Origin of the sequence: Halobacillus aidingensis (assembly GCF_900104185.1) — a bacterium.
In the GTDB taxonomy this organism is placed as follows: Bacteria; Bacillota; Bacilli; order Bacillales; family Halobacillaceae; genus Halobacillus; species Halobacillus aidingensis.
Map to the genome: position 1 here is coordinate 16059 of NZ_FNIZ01000030.1, position 25092 is coordinate 41150.

The 25092-nt window shown below is 44.5% G+C and carries 24 protein-coding genes, 1 pseudogene and 1 riboswitch; of the genes and pseudogenes, 12 read left to right on the forward strand and 13 right to left on the reverse strand.

The window, feature by feature from the left end:
- Positions 1 to 8: 8 nt before the first annotated feature.
- Positions 9 to 1463, reverse strand: coding sequence for an aldehyde dehydrogenase family protein (locus BLS23_RS19730; RefSeq protein ID WP_089654728.1), 1455 nt, complete (start codon positions 1461 to 1463; stop codon positions 9 to 11).
- 67 nt (positions 1464 to 1530) lie between these two features.
- The gene (locus BLS23_RS19735) at positions 1531 to 1974 is read right to left on the reverse strand and encodes a GNAT family N-acetyltransferase (RefSeq protein ID WP_089654729.1); all 444 of its coding nucleotides are present in this window, start codon (positions 1972 to 1974) and stop codon (positions 1531 to 1533) included.
- Between the two features lie 251 nt (positions 1975 to 2225).
- Between BLS23_RS19735 and BLS23_RS19740 the strand changes: the two genes are divergently transcribed.
- Complete coding sequence (locus tag BLS23_RS19740; protein WP_089654730.1) at positions 2226 to 3599, forward strand: DUF2254 domain-containing protein; 1374 nt, start codon at positions 2226 to 2228, stop codon at positions 3597 to 3599.
- A gap of 184 nt (positions 3600 to 3783) precedes the next feature.
- Positions 3784 to 4668, forward strand: a complete 885-nt coding sequence (locus BLS23_RS19745) for a cation diffusion facilitator family transporter (RefSeq protein ID WP_089654731.1) — start codon at positions 3784 to 3786, stop codon at positions 4666 to 4668.
- A gap of 40 nt (positions 4669 to 4708) precedes the next feature.
- Here the strand turns inward: BLS23_RS19745 and BLS23_RS19750 are convergent, their stop codons facing one another.
- Positions 4709 to 5134, reverse strand: a complete 426-nt coding sequence (locus BLS23_RS19750; RefSeq protein ID WP_089654732.1) for a pyridoxamine 5'-phosphate oxidase family protein — start codon at positions 5132 to 5134, stop codon at positions 4709 to 4711.
- A 208-nt stretch (positions 5135 to 5342) separates the two neighbouring features.
- On the opposite strand from BLS23_RS19750, the gene BLS23_RS19755 reads away from it, so the two are divergent.
- Positions 5343 to 6191 carry an alpha/beta hydrolase gene (locus tag BLS23_RS19755; RefSeq protein ID WP_089654733.1) on the forward strand — a complete coding sequence of 283 codons (849 nt, stop codon included), beginning with the start codon at positions 5343 to 5345 and terminating at the stop codon, positions 6189 to 6191.
- A gap of 109 nt (positions 6192 to 6300) precedes the next feature.
- Here the strand turns inward: BLS23_RS19755 and BLS23_RS19760 are convergent, their stop codons facing one another.
- Positions 6301 to 6921: a class I SAM-dependent methyltransferase gene (locus BLS23_RS19760; RefSeq protein WP_089654749.1), complete on the reverse strand. Its 621-nt coding sequence runs from the start codon at positions 6919 to 6921 to the stop codon at positions 6301 to 6303.
- A gap of 230 nt (positions 6922 to 7151) precedes the next feature.
- Positions 7152 to 7325: riboswitch (cobalamin riboswitch) on the forward strand.
- A 168-nt stretch (positions 7326 to 7493) separates the two neighbouring features.
- On the opposite strand from BLS23_RS19760, the gene BLS23_RS19765 reads away from it, so the two are divergent.
- From BLS23_RS19765 to BLS23_RS19785, 5 genes are all read left to right on the forward strand, one after another.
- Positions 7494 to 9707 carry a ribonucleoside-diphosphate reductase subunit alpha gene (locus BLS23_RS19765; RefSeq protein WP_089654734.1) on the forward strand — a complete coding sequence of 738 codons (2214 nt, stop codon included), beginning with the start codon at positions 7494 to 7496 and terminating at the stop codon, positions 9705 to 9707.
- 16 nt (positions 9708 to 9723) lie between these two features.
- Positions 9724 to 10764 (forward strand): ribonucleotide-diphosphate reductase subunit beta, encoded by a 1041-nt coding sequence (locus tag BLS23_RS19770; protein ID WP_089654750.1) that lies wholly within the window; start codon positions 9724 to 9726, stop codon positions 10762 to 10764.
- A 214-nt stretch (positions 10765 to 10978) separates the two neighbouring features.
- Positions 10979 to 11320: a P-II family nitrogen regulator gene (locus tag BLS23_RS19775; RefSeq protein ID WP_089654735.1), complete on the forward strand. Its 342-nt coding sequence runs from the start codon at positions 10979 to 10981 to the stop codon at positions 11318 to 11320.
- Positions 11321 to 11348: 28 nt separating this feature from the next.
- Positions 11349 to 12758: an ammonium transporter gene (locus BLS23_RS19780; protein ID WP_089654736.1), complete on the forward strand. Its 1410-nt coding sequence runs from the start codon at positions 11349 to 11351 to the stop codon at positions 12756 to 12758.
- 213 nt (positions 12759 to 12971) lie between these two features.
- On the forward strand, positions 12972 to 13067 hold the full coding sequence (locus tag BLS23_RS19785) for a putative holin-like toxin (RefSeq protein WP_075037849.1): 96 nt from the start codon (positions 12972 to 12974) through the stop codon (positions 13065 to 13067).
- Positions 13068 to 13264: 197 nt separating this feature from the next.
- Here BLS23_RS19785 and BLS23_RS19790 read toward each other — a convergent pair whose 3' ends face one another.
- Positions 13265 to 14218: a YndJ family transporter gene (locus BLS23_RS19790; RefSeq protein WP_089654738.1), complete on the reverse strand. Its 954-nt coding sequence runs from the start codon at positions 14216 to 14218 to the stop codon at positions 13265 to 13267.
- Between the two features lie 172 nt (positions 14219 to 14390).
- Between BLS23_RS19790 and BLS23_RS19795 the strand changes: the two genes are divergently transcribed.
- Entirely contained in the window at positions 14391 to 14957 is a 567-nt protein-coding gene (locus tag BLS23_RS19795) for a sigma-70 family RNA polymerase sigma factor (protein ID WP_244157286.1), read from the forward strand.
- Positions 14950 to 15597 carry a hypothetical protein gene (locus BLS23_RS19800; protein ID WP_089654740.1) on the forward strand — a complete coding sequence of 216 codons (648 nt, stop codon included), beginning with the start codon at positions 14950 to 14952 and terminating at the stop codon, positions 15595 to 15597. Before BLS23_RS19795 ends, BLS23_RS19800 begins: the two co-directional genes overlap by 8 nt.
- Before the next feature lie 73 nt (positions 15598 to 15670).
- Here the strand turns inward: BLS23_RS19800 and BLS23_RS19805 are convergent, their stop codons facing one another.
- The 4 genes from BLS23_RS19805 to BLS23_RS19820 all read right to left on the reverse strand — a co-directional run bounded on the left by BLS23_RS19805 (position 15671) and on the right by BLS23_RS19820 (position 19634).
- Positions 15671 to 16303: a uracil-DNA glycosylase gene (locus BLS23_RS19805; RefSeq protein WP_089654741.1), complete on the reverse strand. Its 633-nt coding sequence runs from the start codon at positions 16301 to 16303 to the stop codon at positions 15671 to 15673.
- 113 nt (positions 16304 to 16416) lie between these two features.
- Positions 16417 to 17403, reverse strand: coding sequence for a sodium:calcium antiporter (locus BLS23_RS19810; RefSeq protein ID WP_089654742.1), 987 nt, complete (start codon positions 17401 to 17403; stop codon positions 16417 to 16419).
- 152 nt (positions 17404 to 17555) lie between these two features.
- A complete protein-coding gene (locus tag BLS23_RS19815; RefSeq protein WP_089654743.1) occupies positions 17556 to 19064 on the reverse strand; it encodes a phytoene desaturase family protein in 1509 nt (502 codons plus the stop codon).
- A gap of 12 nt (positions 19065 to 19076) precedes the next feature.
- Positions 19077 to 19634, reverse strand: coding sequence for a methyltransferase family protein (locus tag BLS23_RS19820; protein ID WP_089654744.1), 558 nt, complete (start codon positions 19632 to 19634; stop codon positions 19077 to 19079).
- Positions 19635 to 19796: 162 nt separating this feature from the next.
- Here BLS23_RS19820 and BLS23_RS21875 point away from each other — a divergent pair, with 162 nt between their 5' ends.
- Positions 19797 to 19955 (forward strand): hypothetical protein, encoded by a 159-nt coding sequence (locus tag BLS23_RS21875; protein ID WP_167356128.1) that lies wholly within the window; start codon positions 19797 to 19799, stop codon positions 19953 to 19955.
- Here the strand turns inward: BLS23_RS21875 and BLS23_RS19825 are convergent.
- The 4 genes from BLS23_RS19825 to BLS23_RS19840 form a co-directional block, all read right to left on the reverse strand.
- On the reverse strand, positions 19952 to 20173 hold the full coding sequence (locus BLS23_RS19825) for a hypothetical protein (protein ID WP_089654745.1): 222 nt from the start codon (positions 20171 to 20173) through the stop codon (positions 19952 to 19954). The genes BLS23_RS21875 and BLS23_RS19825 overlap by 4 nt on opposite strands.
- Positions 20174 to 20981: 808 nt before the next feature.
- Positions 20982 to 22220, reverse strand: coding sequence for a dicarboxylate/amino acid:cation symporter (locus BLS23_RS19830; RefSeq protein WP_089654746.1), 1239 nt, complete (start codon positions 22218 to 22220; stop codon positions 20982 to 20984).
- A 454-nt stretch (positions 22221 to 22674) separates the two neighbouring features.
- The gene (locus tag BLS23_RS19835) at positions 22675 to 22860 is read right to left on the reverse strand and encodes a hypothetical protein (RefSeq protein WP_089654747.1); all 186 of its coding nucleotides are present in this window, start codon (positions 22858 to 22860) and stop codon (positions 22675 to 22677) included.
- Positions 22861 to 22883: 23 nt separating this feature from the next.
- Positions 22884 to 24662, reverse strand: a complete 1779-nt coding sequence (locus BLS23_RS19840) for a PLP-dependent aspartate aminotransferase family protein (protein ID WP_089654748.1) — start codon at positions 24660 to 24662, stop codon at positions 22884 to 22886.
- 258 nt (positions 24663 to 24920) lie between these two features.
- On the opposite strand from BLS23_RS19840, the pseudogene BLS23_RS21570 reads away from it, so the two are divergent.
- Positions 24921 to 25092 (forward strand): annotated as a pseudogene (locus BLS23_RS21570) (IS5/IS1182 family transposase); the annotation flags it as partial.

Below are 25092 nucleotides of genomic sequence, written 5' to 3' on the forward strand. Positions count from 1 at the left end.
TATTCGATTTAAAAAGGAAACTCGCGATAACCGTTCATCACGCCGATCCATTTTACGGTTGTGAATTTATCCAAAGCCCATTCGCCTCCGAAACGTCCGAGACCGGATTCTTTTTCACCACCAAAAGCGACGTGTGCTTCATCATTTACGGACTGATCATTCACATGAATCATCCCCGTCTCCACACGTTTGGCTACTTCCACTCCTCGATGGACATCACGAGTGAATACAGAACCGCTCAATCCGTATGGAGAGCTGTTCGCCGCTTTGATCGCTTCTTGTTCAGATGAAACTTGGATCACGGAAGCAACAGGGCCAAAGACTTCATTCTTTGCAATCGGCATATCGCTCGTTACACCCGTCAAAACGGTCGGCTGCATGACACTGCCATCTGTCTCCCCACCTGTGAGAATTTCAGCGCCTCGGCCAACACTTTCTTTTACATCTTCCTGAATCCGCTCTATGGCATCCTTGTTAATGAGTGGGCCAATGACAGTATCTTTCTCCGAAGGATCGCCAGCTTTCAGGCTCTCAACCTTCTCTTTGAATTTTTCGATGAACGAATCATGAACACTCTCTTCGACGATGATTCTGTTCAACGACATGCAAATCTGCCCTTGGTGCAGGAACTTTCCGAAAGCCGCCGCTTCCACTGCTTGATCAATATCCGCATCCTCAAGGACGATCATGGCATTGTTCCCGCCTAGCTCCAGGGCTGTCTCCTTAATATATTTCCCTGCGAGTTCACCAATATGGCTGCCGACTTCCGTCGAGCCTGTAAATGAAATCAGCTTCGCTGCCGGGTGTTTCACAAAAGCATCTCCGATTTCTGATCCTCGACCGACGACCACATTGATCACACCCTCTGGGAAACCTGCTTCTTCGAACAGATCGGCAATTAACAACCCTGATGTAACAGGTGCATCAGACGCCGGCTTAACGACGACGGTATTCCCGGTCGCTAAAGCTGGAGCAATTGACCTCATCGCTAGATGAAAAGGGAAATTCCAAGGGCCTATGACGCCGATGACACCTTTCGGAGAACGGTACACCCGGTTTTCCTTGCCTGGTGTGTTGGACGGTAAAATCTGGCCGCTCATCCGCGTCGGAAAACTGGCCGATTCCCGAATGATGCCGACAGCTGCCTGATATTCTACCTCTGCTTTGACAAGCGTGCTGCCCGCTTCTTTCACGAGCCAATCGATAATTTCATCTTTCCTCTCACGGACCACTTTCAATAGTTGATCAAAATACGTCTGCTTTTTAGCAGGAAGAGTCGTCATCCATGACTCCTGAGCATTTACAGCTGCCTCGTAGGCTTCGTTAAGATCATCTTCATTTGCAGAAGGGATCGAAGCAATCGTTTGCTGTGTATAAGGGTTGACATTATCTACATATTTCTCACTGGAACCGCTCTTCCACTGACCATTGATGTATTGTTTAGTAAATGTTTGCGGACTCATTTCAAAACCTCCATTCGGAAACTTTTCACAAAGTTATCATTCCCGGTTATAGAGGAATCGAAACGATTTAGACTTCCATCAGCATATCCACGTGCGGGATCCCATCTTCAAGGTAGACATCTGAAACCTCTTTGAATCCAAAAGAACCGTAGAAATGGCGCAAGTGCTCCTGGCCGTGGAGCCAAATGTGGTGGACCTTATAATCTTCCTTCAACACATGGATTGCACGGTCCATCACTTGACGGGCATAGCCACACCCTCGATGCCCTTCTTTAACGAGCACACGGCCTATACTATGGTACTGCTCATCTTCTTCTGGTGGGACAATGCGGCAGTAAGCTACCATCTCCTGTTCTTTTTCCATCCATATATGTAAACAACCTTCGTCTCTTCCATCGACTTCAGGATAAGGACATTCCTGTTCAACGACAAAAACCTCGACCCTTTTTTGCAAAATCTCATATAATTCCTGCTTTGAAAGTTCAGCGAACGTTTTATGTACCCAGTTCATGATGGATCCTCCTTTTCCATAATTATTCTCAATATACCTCACCGTTCTTGAGCTGACAAAAATTCAGTCTATGAAAGTGAACGAAATGACACCCTTCATGTCCATCTTTCTGATGATTGGATCGTAACAGCGGAATGGCTAATTCTTTTTAAATCAGAAAGTTTTTGTAGAAAAATATCCTATTCTCGTTTTATTGATTCTGACAAAGGGGAAACTACGATTATAATTCTTAGTCAGAAAGGAGGCCCCCTATGTTTTTAAAGTTGTTACCTGTATCGATACAAAAGTATGCGAAAATGTCTAAACGGCAGCGTAAGCATGAAATGCAGATGACCTTATGGTACATGCCTTTTTACTATATATTATTGTCCATATTTTTTGTTGTGGTCACCCTGTTGTTGGATATCGTTTTTCAAATCGAACAGTATACGTTTGAAGTGTTCAGAATCAACGCAGATATTACCCGGATGCTTGTCAGTACACTCATTGGTGGTATTCTGACTCTGAGCGCATTCACATTGAACTCCTTGCTCGTCGTCTTGACAACATTCAGTGGTCAGTTCTCACCAAGGATGCTTCTCAACTTCGTCGCAGACCGCAGGACACAGCACGCACTTGGGATATTCAATGGTAATTTTGTTTATGTTCTGCTCGTGTTCCTATTTATCGGAAATACAAGGCACGAATTCTTCGTAGCGGTGCCGATCGTCACAATTTTCCTTGCTTTCACATCTTCCGTTACATTCATTTATTTTATCAACCATGCAACAACTTGGATGCAAGTGCACAATATCACAGATACAATGAAACATTCTTCCGAGAAAATCATCAACCAGACCTTGAGGAAAGACCTTGAACAGTACCGGACTGAAGAACCAGGGGACTTGAGGGAAGCTGAACGATCGAAGGCGAAACCTATCGGGGCCATTAAATCTGGATACATTCAGCTTGTCGATTATAAGAAGATGATTGAAGAAGCAAGAAAAGATGACATCATCATTCAATTTCATGCCCAAGTGGGCGATTATATTTTGAAAAGCAACAATTTGATCAGCTACTGGGGACCTGGTGCTGAAAACATTGATGAAGAAAAATATTGCAAGATGGTCATTATTGATTACAAAGAAACAGAACTGCAAGATATTCAAATGGGTATGCACAAACTAGCCGAAATCGCGATTAAATCTCTTGGAAATGACGATCCGAAAACCGCTACCAACACCATCCACCAGATGGCTGAGTTGATGCTTACCGTAGAGGATTACATTACATTCACTCCTTACCTGATGGATAACGAAAAGCAGGTCCGAGTGGTTCTGCTTTCTGAATCCTTTGAGTCCTACATCTACCGCGGCTTTGGCTATATTCGGCACTATGCTCGTGACAATCATCTGATTATCACGGAGCTCGTCGACTCCATTGCGATGGTTGCCGAATCGATCGACAGCTCTAAGCACCAGATGCTATGGGAATTCGCCTGCAACACCATCGACCATATCGAAACAAAAGTCATCTACGAGTTGGACAAAACCTTCCTGTTGGAGGCACTGGAGAGATTATCAACGGTGACAGGTAACAAGCTCGATTATTACTCGATCCATCGTAGGTTCTATCCTATCGATTAAAATCAATCCATTAAATAAAGTTCAGGGCTCGTGTCCCTGAACTTTATCATGAGCGATGAATGATCTAATGGAGGGTCATAGTCTTCCTTATGCAGGTAAAACCTAAAAGGATTGACAATACTCTTCATCTTTCATACGTTATATATATGAGCATATAATCATGTATTGAAAAAGGGTGAGCACTATGGGACATCATCATCACCACCATCATATCGATTCAACTACCGGTAAAATCAAAACCGCTTTTTTCCTGAATTTCTTTTTTACCATCATTGAATTGATCGGTGGTTTACTAACAAATAGTATGGCGATTCTTTCCGATGCTTTACACGACCTCGGGGACTCTCTTTCTCTCGGTCTCGCCTGGTTTTTACAGAAGTTTTCCCGAAAAGAACAATCGGATCATTTTTCTTTCGGGTATCGGCGTTTCTCTCTTTTAGCGGCCTTGATCAACAGCGTGGTCCTGATTGTCGGATCCATTTTCATTTTGACAGAGGCCGTACCCAGAGTCTTAAACCCCGAGCAGCCGAATGCAGGAGGAATGATCGCTCTTTCCATCTTAGGAATTCTCGTTAACGGCGCAGCCGTTTTCCGGCTTAAAGGCGGGGACTCCATGAACCAGAAGGTCATGACATGGCATCTGCTTGAGGATGTCCTTGGTTGGGTAGCCGTCCTTGGAGTCAGTATTGTTATGCTGTTTTTTGATGTGCCGATTTTGGATCCAATCGCTTCCATTGGAATCACATTATTCATCTTATATAATGTGGTGAAAAATCTCATCCAGACGATGCGTCTTTTCCTTGAAGGTGTCCCATCTGGGGTTGACCTTGAGGGGCTTTCACGAAAAATTAACAATTTGACTGATGTTCAATCCACTCATCACACCCACCTGTGGTCAATGGATGGGGAAAATCATGCCTTTTCCACTCACATCGTTGTGCGTGCAGAAGCGACAAAGGAAGAGATATGTAAAGTGAAAGAGGAGGTCAAAGAAATCTTACATCCGATTTCACTCGAGCACATCACTCTGGAAATCGAATATGAAGACGAACCTTGTTCCCTCCAATAAAAAGAGTGGTCAGCCCTAGCAGCTGACCACTTTTTGCTTTTTACATATCAAGACGTTCAGGTGTTTCCTGCCCCTGATTCATATAGCGTATATTTTCCGGCATGATTTCAAGTACCACATACTCAGGGTCATCTTTGCCATCAAACCAGCGGTCCATGTGATCGTTCCATAACTTATCTTTGATCTCCTGATCTTCACGAATCTTCGCCTGTCCCTCGACTTCTAAATACGAATCCCCATAGCCTTCCCCTTCGTATCCGAGAAGGATATGGACATGTGGGTTCGCTTCAATTTCATCCGCTTTATGAGTCTCTCTGTTCGTTGGGGTATAGAAAGTGAACTCATCATCATTCCAAAACGTCATATAACGCGAATGGGGTTTATTATTTTTCACTGTGGCAAGCGTACCAACTTTATGTTGCTCCATGACTTCGTGGATCTTCTTTTTCAATTCTTCTTGATTCAATGGAAAGCTCCTTTCCGTAATCCAATCTTTTTACAATTTCAGTTTTCCCCGAAAAATGGGAGATAAACCCTTCGATGTCCATTGACAGATCCGGGTATGCTAATGATATCTTCGACACATTGTCATTCTTTTTTCATAAATATACCAGGAAGCGACACGCGTTAGCCGTTACACTATTCATAGATCTGTTTTTCAGGAGGAAAACGTTATGCTATGGAAAAAATGGGCGCCGATTTTGATGGGCTCCCTTCTGATCGGCCTGCTCTTTTTTATGATTAACTCAAGACCCGGAAGCTCTGAACCCGTGGACCGTGAAGACCTTGTACCCACATTGTTCGTGCATGGCTTTAAAGGTGGCCCGCGAAGCTTCGAAACGATGATGGACCGGATGCAGAACTTACAATGGGGACAGAAACATATGACAGTGTATGTCTCCAGCCGTGGGCATGTCACCATCCGAGGGGGTTTTGCTGAAACACACAATCCATTCATCCAAGTGCTTTTTGAAAACAATCGTGCAAGTATCTATAACCAGACCCATTGGCTTTCTGAAATCATGCGGCGTTTAAAAGCCGATTACAACATCCAACAAGTGAACCTCGTCGGCCACTCGATGGGAGGTATCGCATCGGTCAATTACTTGTTGAGCGACCACCAATATTCTGTTCCTCGAGTAGAGAAACTGTCCGTCATTGCTAGCCCCTTTAAAGGCATTGAAAAAGAAGGCTACTTCGCATCCAATTACGGAGCGGCAACAACTGACCTGCGGCCGAAGTCTCAAGCTTTAAAGCAGATGGTGCAGAATAAGGACCAGTTCCCCAATGATGTGGAAGTGTTTGCTATAGCTGGTGTCATCAATGCCGAAGACCCTGAAGCCGAGCATTGGGACGGCCTTGTCCATGCCTCGAGTGTGAGTGGATTGGAAAAAATCGTCCCCTTTGGACAGTATGAGGAAAAACGCCTCTACAACCCGCTAGCCACACATTCCGGCCTCCACGAACTCGAAGAAGTCGACCAATTACTCAAGGAATTCCTCTGGACCGAGGAAGGAGAATAAAGGAACGACCTGGTCATACACTTATTTACATCTATGTATTTATCTGGTGTACCAGGTCATACATTTATTCCCAAACAAAAAGCACCCGCTTATCGGGTGCTTTTGTTGTTTATTGTTTTTCAAAGATGAAGATCCACATGAAGGTTAAGGCTTGTTTTAATTCTTCATCCAGCTGCGCGATGTGATGGTCTTCCACCCCACGTTTATACACTCCTTGACCTTCTACATAGGTCCAGCCGGTTTCTTCTGCCATTTTTTGAAGTTCCCATGGCATCATCGTGTTACAAATGACCTCTTCCCCATATACCCTGCGATAACTATTGATACGCGGCATCGCTGTAGGTCCGAGTAGGCCGACACATAATCGGCCGCCCGGCTTCAAAATCCGCTTCATTTCTTCCAGGCCCTTGTACGGGACTTCCGTCCATTCTAATGAATTGATCGCCATCGCCGCGTCAAACGATTCATCTTTAAACGGCAGGTCTGTCAAATCTCCTTGAACAAATGAGATCCGCTCATCATTCACTCGTTCATTCGCTCGCGTGACCATGTCTTCTGACAAATCGAGTCCTGTAACATTAAAGCCTGCTTTGTAAAGCAGATACGATCCATAACCATCTCCACACCCAAGATCAGCGATTTTCCCTTTAGTTACATGCTTTGTCAAAAAAGGGACAATCGTACACCGGCTCCCGTCGTCCCACATCTCACGACTTTTTGAGTTCCACATTTCCGCACGATCATTCCATTGCTTTTCCGCTTCCTTATGCCAATTAAATGTTTGAGCCACACCATCATCCCTTTCAAATATATTTCCTATCCTCCATTATAGCGGAACACAACAGAGATGATAGCTCTATTCTTGTCGAAGTTCGATAAAAAAGAGTTGCATGATTCCTTCTTCAGCGTTATGATAGAAACACAATATAAGCTAATATAAACTTAAATAAACACTATATATAGTATCTACGAACAGAAGATGCCACAAGGCTTAATAGGGAATCCGGTTAAAATCCGGAGCTGCCCCCGCAACTGTCATCACTCGCGAAATGGACATTCCACTGTGCTTTGCACGGGAAGGACCAGAGTAAGATCGAGTGTCAGCCAGGAGACCTGTCTTCGTTCGTCGCAGTTTCAACTTCTTCGGGGATTGAGAAGATGAAGCGATGGAACGAAGGCTCTCGTGTCTTCTCTTCGTTTCATGGTTTCATCCGCTCAATTTTCGTTGAGCGGATTTTTTTTATTTTTCCGAACCCTGACTATTCATGATCGTACACCTTCATTTTCAAGGAGTGAAAAATAATGGAAACCTTAACAAGAAACACGTCCTGGCAAGAGAGAATTCAACAATGGCAAGCAGATTTTCCCCATTTAAATGTGCAACGACTCATTGATAAGTCCCCCACCCTCAAGAATGACAAAGATGCATTCATTTTAGAGTGTCTGGCGGAAATCGATGAATCGAATCCAGATTGGACGTATGTAGCAAGCCGCATCCACCTGGAAGACATGTACGAAAAATCTGCTCACAATCGATCCACACCTGGACCTTATGAAGACTTTTACGGGCTGATCCAAACGTTGATTGAAAAGAACATTTACAGCAGGAATCTCCTTACATACTACACAAAAAAGGAAATAGAAGAATTAGAGGATTCTATCGTACCTGATCGCGATCATCTCTTCACTTATATTGGTTTGAAGACATTAAGCGACCGATATCTTGCGAAAAGCAAAGCGAAAGAGGTTTACGAACTCCCACAAGAACGTTTCCTGATCATCGCCATGGTGTTGATGGCGGAAGAAAAAGCATCGAAGCGCCTTCCTCTCGTCAAAGAAGCGTATTGGGCGCTGAGTCATTTGTATATGACTGTAGCTACTCCTACCCTCGCAAATGCAGGAAAACGGTATGGACAGCTGAGTTCCTGTTTCATCGACACCATCGATGATTCCTTACAGTCCATCTATGACAGCAATACCGACATCGCCAACCTGAGTAAGCACGGTGGGGGCATCGGAGTTTACTTAGGTAAAATCAGGAGCCGCGGCAGTGACATCCGTGGATTCAAAGGCGTCTCATCAGGGATCCTCCCATGGATGAAACAACTCAACAACACCGCTGTCAGCGTGGACCAACTGGGGCAGCGCCAGGGAGCTGTCGCTGTATATTTAGATGTATGGCACAAAGATATCTTCCCTTTCCTCGACAGCCGATTGAACAACGGGGACGAACGCCAGCGGACTCATGACCTTTTCACTGGGGTATCCATCCCTGACCTCTTTATGGAGGCAGTGGAAAACCGTGAAGACTGGTACTTGTTCGACCCTCATGAAGTCCGCAGCATCATGGGCTACTCGCTGGAAGACCATTTTGATGAAAAAAGAGGGTCTGGATCCTTCCGGGAGAAATATGCCGCCTGTGTCGCCCATCCCGACCTTTCTAAAGAGAAAGTCCCAGCGATCGAAATTATGAAGCGCATCATGATCGGTCAGCTTGAAACAGGAACGCCGTATATGTTTTACAGGGATGAAGTCAACCGCATGAATCCGAACAGTCACGCGGGTATGGTTTATTGCAGCAATCTTTGTACAGAGATCACCCAGAATCAAAAACCGACCATCCAGGATGAACAATACGTGGAAGACGGTAAAATCATATCTGTGAAGACACCAGGAGATTTTGTTGTCTGTAACCTGTCGAGCATCAATCTCGGTCGTGCCGTCACGAACGGTGTTCTGAAGCGCTTGATTTCGATTCAAGTTCGTATGCTCGATAACGTCATCGACAGAAATACCATTCCCGTGTTACAAGCACAGCTCACGAACCAGTCTTACCGTGGCGTTGGGCTCGGCACCTTCGGATGGGCCCACCTTCTTGCCAAGAAGAAGATCGACTGGGAATCCCAGGAAGCGCTCGACTATACAGAGGAAGTGTATGAAGCCGTCGCCTATCACGCTATTGAGGCTAGTGCTGATTTGGCTGCCGAAAAAGGAAGCTATCCTCTATTCGAAGGATCAGACTGGCAAACAGGAGATTTTTTCATTAAACGAACGTTTGACCAAGAGGGCACATGGAACTGGAAAGCCTTGCAAGACAAGGTTTCCAAGAATGGAATGAGAAATGGATATTTGATGGCTGTAGCACCGAATTCAAGTACCTCCCTCATTGCAGGAAGTACGGCCAGTATTGATCCGATTTTCAAAAAGTTTTATTCCGAAGAGAAAAAAGATTACAAGATTCCTGTTACCGCACCTGATTTAACCCATGAAACCTATGGGTATTATCCATCCGCCTACGATGTAGACCAACACGCATCCATCAGGCAGAACAGCATCAGACAAAAATATATCGATCAATCCATCTCGTTTAATCTCTATGTACGGAACAACATCCAGGCGAAAGAGTTGTTGAATTTACACTTGTCCGCATGGAAACACGGATTGAAAACGACCTACTATACGCGATCAACATCCAGTCAGGAAGAATTTGATGATTGTGAAGTCTGCTCATCATAAAAAGGAGGAAGCCTACATGACGGCATCGATACAAAAAAGAAAGCTCGTCGATTATGAAGCACCAAATGCCTCGACAGGTGTCATCAACGGAAGAAGTTCGAACATCTTAAATTGGGATAATACCCGCTATTCGTGGGCGTACCCGATGTACAAGACCATGCTTGCAAATTTCTGGATTCCTAATGAAATCAATATGAGCAACGACTTGAAGCAGTGGCCGGATCTTTCAGAGCAAGAACAGACCGCATTCAAGAAAATCATCGGTCTGCTCGCTTTTTTGGATTCTATACAAACCGATTATTCAGGAAAAATCGCGGACTATTTAACAGACTCGAGTCTATCTGCCTTAATGCAAGTGCTCGCCTTTCAGGAAGTCGTGCATAATCAATCTTACTCTTACGTTCTGTCCACGCTTGTCGATCAAGGAGAACAGGAAAAGATTTTTGATTACTGGAAGCATGATGAAGTGCTCAAAGAACGCAACAACTTTATTACTGATGGATATCAGGCATTCGCCGATGATCCTTCCGTGGACAGTTTTCTGAAGTCGATTGTTTATGATGTCGTGCTCGAGGGTCTCTTCTTTTATGCCGGTTTCGCCTTTTTCTATAATCTTGCGAGAAATCAAAAGATGGTCTCCACAAGTACGATGATCAACTACATCAACCGTGATGAACAAATCCACGTCAGTTTGTTCGGGCATATATTTAACGAAACATTACATGAAAACCCCGCGTTGGATCACGATTACTACCGGACGTTCGTGACCGATACGTTCAAACAAGCGGCTGATTTAGAAATCAAATGGGCACGTAACCTAATCGGGAACCAATTCCCAGGCATTCCGATTCAGGACCTGGAAGACTATATCCGTTACATTGCCAACAAACGCTGCAGGCTTCTTGGAGCAGAAAAGCCGTTCCCTTCTTATACAGAAAATCCATTGAAATGGATCCGTGCTTACCAGGAAGTCGATGAAGGAAAGTCCGACTTTTTCGAACAAAAATCACGTCAGTACACCAAAGTGTCCGAAACCAACGGCTTCGACGACCTCTAATACAGTTTTATACCAATTATTACCTGACCAGGTCATCCAGAATATGGATGACCTGGTCTTCTTTTTTAAACAAGAAAACGCTTTTATGTCAACTTTTCTAACATACTATCAAAAAGTGTATTGATTTTTCAGAATATTTATTTTATAGTTAGATTTAATTACTTACTCATTGTGTTAAGAAACCTTACACAATGTAAAAAGGAGGACTATAGTCATGAAAAAGGTGGAGGCAATCATCCGTCCCGAAGCATTCCAGGATTTGAGGCAGAGCCTGGATGAACTAGGCGTGAAAGGACTAACGGTATCAGAAGTTGCCGGATGCGGTCAGCAAAAAGGTCAGGAAGGAATCTTCAGAGGCAGTCGTTTTGAAATTAAGCTCTATCCAAAAGTAAAGGTAGAAATGGTCGTTGAGAACAGTGAACTAGGTTCAGTGATTGATGTCATCATCAATACCTGTGCTACAGATGAAGTCGGCGACGGAAAAATATTCGTTTCTACGATTGATGAAGTGTTCCGCATCCGAACAGGAGAAACTGGAAAACAAGCACTAATCTAATACTTTATTCGAAAGGAAGAATTCATTTATGAAAAAAATCGCCCCTCTGCTTCTATTTGCTCTTCTAGGATTCCCAGTTGTCGCAAGCGCTGAAACAGCAATCTCTGCAGAGTCCGTTCTGCAATCCGTCGACATGGTATGGGTCATGATTGCCGCTTTCTTAGTATTCTTCATGCACGCAGGCTTCGCCATGGTCGAAGCCGGATTCACCCGTTCAAAGAATGCACTGAACATCCTGATGAAGAACTTCATGACGATGTCCATCGCTGCAGTCCTTTATTTTGTCGTTGGTTACGGTATCATGTTTGGTACCTCCGGCGGTGGGATCATCGGAATTGACGGTTTCCTCTTAAGCGGTCAAGAAGATCAAATCGGGTTCTTCGTTTTCCAAGCGGTATTCGCAGCTACGTGTGCCACGATCATTTCCGGCGCCGTCGCTGAACGTATGAAACTAGGATCCTACCTTCTCCTTACTGTGGTTATGACCGGCTTCATTTACCCTGTCGTTGGACACTGGGTCTGGGGTGGAGGTTGGCTTTCCGAGCTAGGATTTGTTGATTTTGCCGGTTCGACAGTCGTCCACTTAACAGGCGCGCTCGGCGCCATCGTCACTGTCATGTTTCTGGGACCACGTCTTGGTAAATACAGTGGTAAGAAGGTAAACGTCATTCCAGGTCATAACATTCCTTTAGGCGCTCTTGGTGTCTTCATCCTATGGTTCGGGTGGTTCGGATTTAACGGCGGAAGTACACTAGCTGCCGATCCGTCTCTTGTTCCTTCTGTTATCGCAACCACTCTGTTGTCTGCATCAGCAGGAATTATCAGCTCTGCCTTTTATTCTTACGCTAAGTTCAAACGCATTGACGCTTCTCTTACGTTGAATGGTGCTCTCGCAGGCTTAGTAGGGATTACAGCAGGAACAGCCAACGTTTCTTTAGCCGGGGCTCTTGCCATCGGTTTAATCGCTGGTATTATTTTAGTAGAAGCCGTCCAGTTTCTTGATCGAGTCGTTCGCATTGATGATCCCGTCGGTGCCATCGCTGTTCACGGAATTTGCGGCATTTGGGGTACGATCGCTGTCGGTCTTTTCGCTGTGGAAGGTGGTCTCTTCTACGGTGGTGGCGCAAGCCTTCTAGGCATTCAGGCCATCGGTGTCCTATCTGTCATTGCCTGGACAATGCTAACAACCGCAGCCGTTGTCTTCATCGTTAAAAGCACTGTTGGCATCCGCGTTTCCAGACAAGAGGAAATATCCGGACTCGACTTCTCCGAACACGGATCCCAGGCCTACGAAACAAGCCGTGGAATCTTCAACGAGAACATCAATCCAAGCACAGGTAACGATTTCGGTGTCGGATTGCTCCACCGACTCGACGGTTTGAATTCTGAGTCTGAACAAAAAACAAAAACACCTTCAGAGACAAAGACAGCACAATAAAACACTGTGGATTCACCTTGGTTCCCCCTACTATTCCAAGGTCAATCATATAAAAGACTCCGGCTCATCTTAAGGTGAGCCGGAGTTTTTAGTTCCTTCTGTCTATTTTACGAACACACGTTCTTATTTTTCGCAAAATATGGTATCCTTGTAGATAGATACCGTTCTCTATTTGAAGATAAAGACTGTGATAGAAAGGGTGTGAGGCCATCGATGAGCACATATGAATCTCTGATGATCATGTTAGCGTTCGGAACGTTCATCATTACGCTCCTTGCGCTCATCATAAAAATGAACAATAAAAAATAGACCTCCACACGTAGCGAAGGCCTAAAATCCATGATATACGAACGGTATCTTGGCGACAGTTGCAGCTGTCGCCGTTTCACTTTTATTATAGCATAAATCCATGATAACTGAAGAGGAAGCTTCAGCTATTCTTCATAGTAGAACATGGAAAATATCGACAGAATGATCCAAGTTCCACGTGAAACTTTTTCACCCCACTAATCACTCTCGGGCAGGATTCGCCGTGGTTTATTTACACCCCTCCACGCAAAAACAATCAGCCAAGAAAAGAGTAAGGCAGAAAAGAATCCATACGGCGGAATGGTCGCAAGCATCCCCACGCTACTCAAACGGCCGATACTCAATCCCTTCCACAACGCACTGCCAACGATACTGAAACCCATAAAGCTCGTCAAAATTAACGCCGTCTGTACCCAAGGCTTAAACTCAACCGATAACCAGAACCACCACAGGCACATCCAAACGAGCAAAAATGAAAAAATAACAACCGAAAGAATAATGGCTTCCGTTTCATAAAAAAGACTGAAAAAACCGATGACTGGACTGACGAGAACCGTAATAACTAAAAAACGGTAAGGACGATCGACTTGCTTTTTCGGCTTAACTGCCATCTCTTTTCGGTACCGACCAAAGAAACCGGTGATCACCGCCAATAAAAAAACGACTCCATGAAAAAACAAAGCCAAAACAATCCATTCCCGTGTCGAAAATGAACCGAAATTTTTTACAGGGAGACGGGAGAAGAAAAGGAAAAGGCCAGCGAAAGCTAAATATAGAAAACCAGCATCAATGCTCAGCTCTTCCACTCTTGCCCCTTGACGCAACCGGAAACGCCAAACGCCTCCCACTGCCAAGGATAATGTATAAATGAACCAAATCAATCCCCAAGCCGCCGCTTCCCATCCCGACGGCATGGATAAAGATAGAACACCTGATATGGAAAATGGGAGCAAACATACGAGACACTGCCACAACCAATGATCCGCTCGATTTTTCCGAGAATCTTTGACTGCTTCTTCAAGTAAAAGTGGAACAAGGACAAATAAACTAAAACCTATCGAAAATTCCAGCCACTCAATAGAAAAGGAGAATTTCCATATCAGCCATAAGAAAAACCCTACAACAGCAAGCCAACGTCCAGGTCTTTGCATTCCATACCCCTCCGATAATCGCAGAGGATCGCATACACTCACGATCCTCCCTCTTTATTATATAAAGGAAAACGGTGATGTCTATCGAATACATAGATAAGATCATAAGAAATCAAGCAAAGCAAAAACTTATTCTCGGGGAGTGTCGTCTAAACAGATGAGGTGGGAAAAATTGATACACAACCAACGCTCACAATCTACATATGAACCCGAAGAACATGGTGAGGAACGGCTGGAAGAATGGATTCAAGAATACGGCCATGATTTAAAATGGCTCGCTTATTCGTATGTAAAAGATTATGCGATTGCCGAAGATATCACTCAAGAAACATTTATTAAAGCATACCAGAAATATACCAGTTTCAAAAAAGAATCCACCATAAAAACGTGGTTGTACAAAATTACCATTAACTTGTGTAAGGATCATTTAAAAAGTTCTTACATGAAGAGGGTCGTCAAAAAAGGCACGGAACTATTCCGTTCCATCCCCTCAACAAAGGAGACGCCGGAAGAATTCGTGTTGCAGCAGGACGAGGATGAAACCCTGCTGGCACATGTCCTGAAGCTTGAAGATAAATACAGAGAAATCATCATTCTATATTACTTTGAAGAGTTCGACATCAATGAATTGGCGAACGTGCTGAATACAAGTCCGAACACAGTAAAGACTCGCTTAAGACGCGCACGCCAACTACTGCAAGAAAGGTTAACATCGGAAGGGAGTTCCCAGAGTGAGTGATTTGATTGATCGTAAATTGAAAAAAATGGACCAGAAAGTGAAATATGATCAGGTCCCCTTTGACGAAAGACATATGAAAAAAATGGTCTTGAAATCTTCCCAAAAAAAGATACAAAAGCAACCACACACGGGCACGAAGACTTTCCTCATCCCAACGGCAGCCCTTCTCCTTTTTACAGGCTGGCAACTTTCACAAAACCAACAACCACCGGAAACAGCTGGTTTGTTGATGACCAAAGACACCGTTCCCGAGCTGAAAACAGCAGCTGTAGAGCCACCATCTACTTTTGTAAAAGCAGATAATTCCAAAAAACATATGACGTCGATGATGGTCAGGGAAACGTACGTCATTCATGAGGATGAGCAGTTTTTCCAAACGGCAAAGAGAGTAACACCTAAGGAGCTCGGAGAAGTAATCGGAACCATCAACCACAAAAATCCCGGGGAGGAGTCTGACGCTTTAGAGAGCGTAACCGCTTTTCTCCCTGAAACGAAAATTTACAAAATCAAAGGAGAAGAAGACAAAAACCGAATCGCCATCCGCAGCTGGAGAAGCACAGGCATAGGATCTGTAACGGCCAGCACACAAGGCTACTTTGTATTTGAAAAAGTTCAGATGAACCACAAAGAAGACAGTTGATCCCTTATACGGAGGGCCACCGTTGCTGGCAGCTCTCCTTTAAATTAAAACTCACAATTGCTGAAGAATATTACTATCTATCACGCTCCAAATAATCTTTCAATCGATCAAGTGACCGATAGATATCCTCCTTGATTTTCGGATTATAAAACACGGCCGCCGGATGATAGAGGGGAACAATGGTATATTCTTCCTCAGACTTTCTATATCCCCCTTCTTCTTCCTTCTGGACAGGGGTACGGATGGCTTCACCAACGACATCACTGATTTTCCCTTTGTCACCGGTCAACCGTTCATAAGCCACTCCTCCAAGGGCGATAATGATGTCAGGCTTCATTTGTTCAATTTGATAATCGAGAAGTTTGGCATGAGCATAGATTTCTTTTTGGTTTGGTTTGCGGTTAGCTTTCCGTTTGCCCCCCATCCCCTTCTTGGTCGTCTTCACCCATTTGTAGGGCCGGCTTCTTACTACACTCGTGATATAAACATCTTCTCTGGCCATACCGAGATAGTCGAGCTGTTTGTCCAGTTCATCGCCCGCCCTTCCAATAAAGGGCTCCCCTTTAATCGCTTCATTTTCACCAGGCGCTTCGCCGACAATCATGACCCTGCCACGATCATCCCCTTTGCCAAGAACGAAACCTTCTACATCATAAGGTTCCATCCTCTTTTTTGCTTCATTTACTAACCGTTCGGGCCACTCCATCCACTCCCCACCTTTCGCTTCACATCTTCCTCTTCTATTTCGTTGGTCTAGAGTCGAAAAAATTCTAATCCAATGGACAAACAACTTCCTCTAATCCAGGGAGCCAATTCTTATCATTTCATTTGAAACGCTAGATACGTAGTGACAAAATAGCTCACAATAATTAAGAAGGAAGGAATCAAGTAATTCCATGCACGAACATTCTTGCGTGTAATACTGTAGATGATTAATAGAATGAACACGATGGACGTTATCCCTGTGATCATGTTTGCAGGAGACGATTGTTGTAAAAGATTCCCTTTAAAATAAATAAAATCTGTTATCGCAAGAATCATCAGGTTGAAGGCATTACTTCCGAGCAACGAGCTGATTCCGAGATTGAAGTTCCTGAGCTTGAGCGCTGTCCCTACACTGACAGCATCAGGTAATGACGTGCTGATCGCCACTAAAAATGCACCGATAAAGGACGCACCGATCCCCGTTATGACGGATATCCGCTCAGCCGTAATGGTCAATACGCTACCAATAACCATAATTAGAAAAGCATATAGAACAAAGCGCCAAAGCACCTGTTTGTATGAATAATCCTTGTATCGTTCATTTTGTCGTTTCACTTTTCTACCCTGGTATTCTGTCCGGTCATTGATGAATTTTGAACCAACAAAGTAAAGAACCACAATGACAATCGACGTGTAACTAATGTGGAAAACATGGGTCGGTAAGGTCAAACTCAAACCAGCCATGACGATAAGTGTCATAAAGATCACAAGCCAGCCATATAACTTACTTTCCACCGTTGCATGCGTCAATATTTGATAGCGGCGATAGACAATGTCAAAAATCGCAAGACCCATGATGTTGAACAGGTTGCTTCCGATCAAGTTTCCAACAGCCAAGTCAGGGCTGTCAATGACAATCGCCGTAACACTTGAGGTTAATTCAGGCAGCGAGATGGCTATACCAATGATCGCTCCCATGAAAGCGGAAGATGCTTTCGTTTTTTCTTTTACCGCATCCCCAAATATTGCAAGCCTTGAGGCTATGAAAAATGTTAAGATTCCTGATATAAAAAACAGAGCAAAAATCATCCAGTCGCTCATAAAAAAACTCCTTCAAATCAACTTCAATATGGCATTTTTCAACCATTCCCTTCCCTCTGCCCCGGTAAACAGTAAATGAATGGAACGCGAGAAGTCTCCCCCCTTTCTCATACAGAAAGCTCAGTGCCTCCGCGGCGCTGAGCTTTCTTTTACTAGTGAACGGGTTCTGTTTCTCTCTCTTTAATCAAGTCGGCAGTCAGCTGTCCCGACAATGTTACCATCGGTACACCTCCACCCGGGTGAGTAGAGCCACCGACAAAATAAAGACCGTCGTAAATTTGACTCTTGGATGGTATCTTAAATCCACCATTGGACTTGCGGTCAGCCGCTATCCCGTAAATAGAGCCACCATTCGGGCCATATAAGGCCTCGAGATCTTCAGGAGTAAAACGATACTCAAACTCGATCGAATCACGCAACCCTTCCATGCCCATGCGCTCTAGCTTATCCAACACCGTTTCGCGGTAGGCATCCCAGTCGATCGGTTTACGCTTTTTGTTTTCGAGCGGCGGAACGTGCGTCAGTACAAAAAGATTGTCTTTCCCTTCAGGCGCTTGCGTTTCATCAGACCTTGCCGAAATTCCGATATAGATTGTCGGATCATCCGCAGGCTTCCCTTCCTCAAAAATCTGTTTGAATTCTTTTTCCGGATCTTCGGAGAAAAGGAAGTTATGATGCTTTAAGTTCTCGAATTTACGATCCGTTCCAAGCAATAGCACAAGTCCTGATACGGTCGGGTCGAACTTTTTCTCGAGAGCTTTTGTTTCTTTCTTCACTTTGGATGTTTGTGGAGCCAGCTTCCGATATGCCGGGATGACCTCAAGGTTAGAGATGACAACATCCGCTTCGTGAATCGTTCCCTCAGCCGTTTCTACACCAATAACACGATCACCATCAACGACAAATCGCTGGACTGGAGTATTCAATTCCACATCGATACGCAGCTCCTCCATAAGACGTCCCATACCTTCAGCAATTTTGTACATGCCGCCTTTAACATAATGGATGCCAAGCCCAAGCTGAACATAGACAAGCTGATTCAAAATAGCCGGTGTAGCGTAAGGATTGGATCCTACATACATCACAAAATAATTGAACAACTGCTCCAAATATTTGTTATCAAAGTGCTTGTGCGTCGCTTTCGCTACCGTATTCATCGGATCCATCTGGAATAATTCACTTAATTTATGATGTTTCTTCAAATCTTTCAAGTCTTCGATACTATATTTATAAAAACTCTTCATACAGAGTTCATACATATCCTGACTGTAGGACAAGAAATCGGTCAGCTTTCGGTTCGGCCGTTCGGTAACCTTGGCCATCTCCTCAAGCATATTAGGTAGATCGCTCGTTACGTCGAGTTGTGTGCCATCTTCGAAAAATGTGCGCCACTGCGGTTCGACACGTTCTACAGTGATATAGTCCTCAAGACGGCGATGCACACTTTCAAAAAGCTGCTCAAGAACCCAAGGCATCGTCAATATGGATGGTCCAGTATCAAACGTGAATCCTTTCCCCTCTCTGCGGTTCAGCTTTCCACCTATGTTGCTGTTTTTTTCAATGATTTTCACATCATAACCATCTGCTGACAGTCGAATCGCTGCTGACATACCACCTAAACCTGCTCCCACTACAACCGCTGTTTTCTTTTTCAAAACCATCCACCTCCAAAATTAATAGACAAAAGGAATCAGCCGGTACCTCGAACGGCACCATTTCCTATACCTTTCCCCATGCTGCTCCACGAGCATCGCTTCTTCGAGCTTAATTCTATGTAGTAATGCGATCGTCATGAAAATTCCACATAGGAGTGCCGCATACAGGTTGCCGAGTCCTGAACAAAACCCAATAATAATGAATAAAAGCCCTGTATAAAGAGGGTGTCTGAGCAGACGATAAGGACCACTACTTACGAGGCGGTCGCCTTCTTGAACTGAGACATTGCGCGTAAACTGATCTTTCAGATGGAGAATCCCCCAATATCTCAGACCTACTCCAATCGCGTACACCACCAATCCTATCCACCAGACTCCTCGATAATAAATAATCCCAATGTCCCATTCCTGCATTAAGAGAGAAAATACGAGCGTCACGACCACGGCCGCGAGGATCAGCAGAAAAGAGCGGCGTTCATAAGAACCACTTTCACCCGACCGATCATTTCTGAAGATAAAAAACTCTGCCAGCCAAAAGACCGTCACTACTAAAAACAATCCATCAAACAGGGTCATGGAGCACCCATCCTCTCTGGATACTATCTTCCATTGTTCCCTTTCTAGCTTGCAGGTAAACCGCAGCTACCCACTCAATTCCAAACATTCCATCCTCTCCCTCGCATAATTGTCCCGTATCCATTACAATAGCAACAATAATCAAGAAAGGGGTTAAAGGAGTTGGGCATATTTTATAGTGTTTTTATCATTTCCGCTGTCATCGCCACTTTCTTCGTGGTCTTTAAAAAAATTACGAAGGGTACATACTGGACCATGGCGATTGTAGGCGTCTTATACATAACCATTCTATTATTCAGTTTTTTCTATGATTCCCCTTAAAGGTTCTTGTTTTGTTTATTGATGGCTTCACGGATATGATAGAGTTCCGCGTACATGGCCGTCGCATAAACACTGATGATACTCAAGAACATAGAAAGGACAAAAACAGAACCATCAAGACCGAATCCGAGAACAGAAGAAAAACCGATGATGGCACCGATAATAATACCGATTCCTGTAAGAAAGATTATTTTTTGTAACGTCACTGAATAAAACATCGTATCACCTCTTCCAAGTTATCTATCTGTTACTATACCCATCAGAGGCTTTGGATACACGTCACCCTCTCTCATTCTTCCTTACTTATATTCTGCTTTCTCAAACGAAACCCTTTGTGTCCAATCAACAAATCTAGTGGCATTCTATAAAAAAGTCCAGCTGCTTGAATCACACAGCCAGACACATCTGAATTTCATTTCCCTCCTCCTTCACAAACGCTCCCTATTGTTGGATACTCAGTTTCGAGACTTTTGTTGAGTGGATGGGGGCTGCTGGGAATGACTCGCTTTCCGCAGGAGTCTCGCCATCCCCCTCCGCCCCCTTGCCATATAAGTATCTCGAAACCACTTCCAGGAAAGGGAAGCTTTTACTCCTAAGGAAAGTGAAGCAACATGGATTCTCCAACCGCATTTTGAATGTATAAATCCTGTTATAGAACGCTTTATTACTATAGAATCAGGATTTGTGAAAGACACGCATACCAGGCAAAGGGGTCGTTTCTCACCTTTATTGTATGGGGTGGTTGGGAAGCTGCGAGACTCCCGTGGGAGAAAGGAGATCGGCGAGATCCCGCAGGGCGTAGCCCGAGGAAGCTCGCCACTCCCCCACAGGAAAGCGAGTTGCTTCCCATCCACCCCTGACTCCCATTTTGGCAAACGAACCCCAAAAACATCTCGAAACTGAGTCTTACACAATCCTGCCATTTAGTTTAATAACTTATATAAGGAAATGGATGATTGGGAGACTTCATTTTAAATAAAATAAAAAAAGTGCAACCAAAAAGGTTGCACTTTTGTTTATTATGCTTTATGCTTCCATACGTTTGGCATCCTCATCAATGCCGTGTTTTCGTTCAGATTCAGCGACTACGACGGCACATGCTGCGTCACCCGTGATGTTCAAGGATGTACGTAACATATCAAGCAGTCGGTCGATACCGATGATTAGCGCGATCCCTTCGACTGGCAGAGATACTTGGTTAAGAACCATCGCAAGCATGATCAGCCCTACACCAGGAACTCCCGCGGTACCGATACTCGCAAGAACCGCCGTCAGAACGACCATTACAAGTTGCGCAAAAGAAAGATCAGAACCGTAAACTTGAGCGATGAAGATCGTCGCTACCCCTTGCATGATGGCTGTACCATCCATGTTGATGGTTGCACCCAATGGCTGGACGAAACTACTGACAGGCTTCGGCACATTCAAATTTTCCTGAGCTGTTTTCATGGAAATCGGTAGCGTTGAACTACTGCTTGACGTACTGAAACCGACCGTCATCGCAGGGAAGAACCCTTTGACGAACTTGATTGGATTCATCTTTCCAAGGAAAGCGACCGCAGAACCGTACGTGACGATCCCATGGATAATCAATCCTAAGATGACGACAATCATGTACATAGCCATTCCTTTCATGCCGTCGATTCCCATCGTTCCTATTGCAGAAGCAAGGAGACCGAAGGCACCATAAGGAGCAAAGCGCATGATTAGATTTACAAGGAACATCATGATTTCATTTCCTTGTTCGACAAGCTTGTAAATACCTTCCGTCTTCTTACCAAGCATCGCTAGTGCGAAACCGATAAAGATAGCGAAGGCAATAATTTGAAGCATGTTCCCTTCTGTCATTGCCTGAATCGGGTTTGTTGGGATGATGTTCGTAAATGTTTCAACGACACCAGGTGCTTCTTGAGCTTCATACTCTGCACCTGCAGGGTTGATATCAACATTTCCCGGTTGGAAAAGGTAGGCTAGAGAAATCGCGATACTAATTGCAATCGTCGTTGTAACAAGGAAGAATGCAATGGTCTTCCCACCGATCCTACCTAATTTCTTAGGGTCGCCAAGAGAAGCGGTACCTAGGGTGATAGAAAAGAATACGATCGGTACAACTAGCATTTTAATAAGATTTAAGAATACCGTACCTAAAGGACCGAAAACATAAGCATCTAACGTACTGAACAGATCCGGTGCAGCTAAATGCAGACCCAAGCCTACAATCGCACCAAGAATCAAACCTATAAAAATCTTGGTTGTTAGTTTCATGAAGTAACCTCCTACAACATTATGAAAACGCTTACTTATTATTTTGTTTAAAAAGTGAAAAATTTCAAAGGCGACATGTACCCAGTCATGTCAAAAAAGCATTAAAAAAAGACTTACTTACAATATGGGGTTCGGTACCTTTGAGCCTTGATATGAATGTGATTCAGGCTCGTCATAGACGGTTGCAACCAGCGCGTGTGGAAATGTGCTTTATAAATTATAACATAGAATGAGTGAAAATTGAATAGAATTTGCTGGTAGTTTCTAAAACAACTATGTACCAAACGGTGTTGTACAACTTTCAGTGGCCACTGAAACCGCGAGATTCATAGTTATTTCTAGATTATGAGAATGTTTAGAATTTATTACATATTCATGAACTCCCCTTTATCCATGCATATTGTTTTATCCCGTTGCATAAAAAAACGGCCGCCTTTGCGGCAGCCGTTCTTTATCAAGAATCCACTTTTTCCGCTTCTTCAATTCCCTCCGCAAACTTTCCCCACTGACCTGTATTTTTGGAAGCTCTTCGATAAATTCTTACAGAAACTTTAGCCTTTTCCAACAGTCCATAACACGCTTTTGCTGAAAAACTTCCTCCGTAATGACCTATAGTGATGAACATTTTCTTCAGCCCCATGTTACATCCTCTATTGTTGGGTTTTAGATTTCACATGCGTACGTATCGATGGTTCCCTGTAAGCGCTGGGCCTCTTTATACGTACAACGGTTATGGACCACTTCAAGCCCTGCTTCACTTGCGATTTGGGCCGCCTTCGGTGCGATGACACCTTCTTGCAGCCAGAAAACGTCCGGCCGGATTTCCGCTGCTTCCTTAGCAATTTCAATGGCTGCTTCCGGACTGCGGAACACTTGCACGACATCAACTTTGAATGGGATCGATCTTAGGTCTGGATACGCCTTCTCTCCAAGCACTTCCGTTTCTCTTGGATTTACAGGGACGATTTGATAACCCAGCCTCTGCATTTTTCTCGCTAGACGATGGCTCGGACGTGAAGGCTTCCCGCTCAATCCGACGACCGCCAAACGTTTTGGACGCGTTTCCCCATCTTCTTCGGTTTTAGAGGAGCTTAAGGCCCACTTGATGACACCTTCATCATTTTCGGTGATCGCTGTTTGTTCCGGCGCTCTTCCTGTCGCTTTCGCAATGGCACGATCAAGATCATTAATCAAATCCTTGCTCGACTCAAGTCCAATGGATAAGCGGATTAATTCTTCTGTCACTCCACTTGCAGCAAGATCTTCGACAGACAATTGCTGGTGTGTCGTTGATGCAGGGTGGATGATCAATGATTTGGCATCTCCAACGTTTGCTACATGGGACCAGAGCGATATATTATTGATCACTTGTCTTCCGGCTTCCCGTCCACCTTTGATGCCAAAGTTTACGATCGAACCATACCCTCCATCAAGGTAACGGTTGGCTAGTTCATGGGCTGGATGTGTAGGGAGCCCTGGATACGATACCCATTTCACATCAGGATGACCTTGTAAGTATTCTGCAATTTCCTGGGCGTTGTCTCCGTGACGGGCGACACGCAAATGCAGCGTCTCTAACCCTTGTAACAACAAGAAAGCATTCTGCGGGCTCAAACACGATCCAAAATCCCGAAGCAGCTGGACACGCAGTTTCGTAATATAAGCAAGCGTTCCGAAGTCGGCGGTATAAACGATTCCGTTGTAACTACTATCAGGCTCTGTGAAAACCGGATACTTGCCGTTTCCCCAGTTAAACTGTCCTCCGTCTACGACCACTCCTCCAATGGCCGTCCCGTGGCCCCCGATCCACTTCGTCGCGGAGTGGATAACGATGTCGGCTCCGTGCTCAATCGGCCGGCATGTATAAGGGGTCGCGAATGTGTTATCGATTAGAAGTGGAAGGTCATGATCATGCGCGATGGCCGCTACCTTTTCAATATCCAGCACGTGCAAGCTTGGATTTCCGATCGTTTCAGCGAAGACAGCTTTCGTTCGATCTGTAATCGCTTTTCGGAAGTTTTCCGGCTCCTCCGGGTCGACAAAATGGACTTTAATGCCATATCGCGGTAAAGTGTTAGCGAATAAATTATAGGTCCCGCCATAAAGGTTCGACGCGGCAACGACTTCGTCTCCAGATCCTGCGATGTTCAGAATGGATAGAGCAATGGCTGACATTCCGGAAGCTGTCGCAACAGAAGCGACTCCTCCCTCCAAGAGGGCCATCCTTTTTTCAAAAACATCGACGGTCGGATTTCCGATTCGGGAATAGATATTTCCCGGCTCGTCAAGCGCAAAAAGGCTCTGGGCATGTTCTGTGTCGTGGAAAACATAGGAAGTCGTTTGGTAAATCGGCACCGCACGAGATCCTGTGGTCGGATCCGGGGACTGCCCTCCGTGTAAAGAAATCGTATCTACATCATAGCTTTCAAATGAATTAGTCATGATTCGTTCCTCCTCGTAAAGGTTTCTATTCTTATAGATATAGTTGGCTTTGTGCATACAAAATGTCCATGGAACTTTCTTCCGAACAGCAAAAAGAGGCTGGGACAAAACTCAGCCTCTGAAACAAAAAGGAGCCCTGCGAACCAATTTGGTTCGCAGGGCTCCTCAATTTATGTTGTCTTTTTTCATTTCAATTAAAAATAAGAGCACACTCTGATAAAATTAAAGTTCCTACACAATAACCTCGGAGGTGCTCTTATGTTTAAAAATTATAACATGAATCAAGTGGTTTTGCCCATGGACGTTGAAATGAAACTTCAGGAAAATGACATCGCCTATTCGGTCCATGAATTGGTGGAAAGTATTCCGGATGAGGATTTCTCATGTTTCATGCGTGATACGGGATGCCCCGCTTATCATCCTCGTATGA